Source organism: Ideonella sp. P3_A4 (genome assembly GCF_056403075.1).
Genome location: NZ_JBFUGE010001135.1, coordinates 1 through 1,122, shown reverse-complemented (window position 1 = coordinate 1,122; position 1,122 = coordinate 1). Strand labels below are relative to the sequence as shown.

Sequence of the window (1,122 nt, the reverse complement as noted above, 5' to 3'; positions counted from 1 at the left end):
GCGCGTGGCATCGACGCGGCCGGCGTAGTAGTTCGCATAGGCGCGGGTGTAGCGAGGGCCGGGCTCGTAGGGCGAGAGCTGAAGAGCCTGCGAAGCGTGCGCGATCGACTTTTCGTCGTCACCTCTGAGCAGCGCATTGACCGACAACGCCGCATGAGCCGCACTGTTGCGGTCGTCCAGCGACAGCGCTTCGTTGAAGCTGAGCGCCGCTTCCGAGAACTGGCCCAGGCGGTCCTGCTGAACGCCACGTTCCACGAGGATTTGCGCGCGAGGTTTCGGCGGCAACCGAAGGCTGTCCAGCCGAGCCTGCACGACCCACAGCTTGACCTGGGCTTCCTGTTGCATCTCGGTCTTCAGCGCGCTCGTGCCGCGCTTGAGCTCTTCCTTGGCAACGTTCAGTTTGTCGACCACCCCCTTCGCCTGCTGCTGGCTCAGCGTGGGAACGCTGATGGAGCCGGCGACGCGCGGCCAGAGCTTGAGCATCTGATCGCGGTGAGCCTGCCAATCGCCTGGCTCGAGCCGATCGCGCAGCAGCCGCAGCTCGGCGCTGACCCGGGTGCTTTCGCGCTTGCCGTCGACCACGGTGTGCAACTCGAACAGGTTGCCCGCCTGGTCGAAGGGCGTGCGCTCTTCCTGCGTGAAGACCTCTTCAGGGAAGCGGAACTCGACCGCGTGGCGGTAGATGCCGGGCGTTCCCAGGCGCATGGGCAGTTTGCGTGGCACCTGGTCGGGCAAGCGCATTTCGCTGGCGACCGCTGGCAGGCCGAAATCGCCGGCCAGCAGCTTGGCTTCCGGCATGCGAAGGTAGTTGGGCAACTTGAACTTCAGCCGCACCCGCATTGCGTTGTGATCGGCAATCTCGTCCACCTGCATCGGGCCGGCGATCTCGGCGCCCGGGTAGTGGCGCACGTATTCGCCGATGAACCGCTTCTCGACCTCGGACAGCGGTTGCGCATCCAGGATGTAGCGCATGTTCTCGGCGACCTCGCCGAAGTAGGTCAGCTGAACCTCGAGAACCGGGTCGACCGCGACGCGGGTGAACACCACCCGGTCATCGCCTTCCACATGCACCACGTTGCGCGAGTCCGGCAGCGGGCTCAAAGCGGTGGTGTTGCCATCGAC

The 1,122-nt window shown here is 65.4% G+C and carries 1 protein-coding gene; it reads right to left on the bottom strand.

The features are described 5' to 3' along the window. On the bottom strand, positions 1–1,122 hold a 1,122-nt coding region (locus tag AC1DYI_RS36445; protein WP_477208956.1), incomplete at both ends, for a tetratricopeptide repeat protein.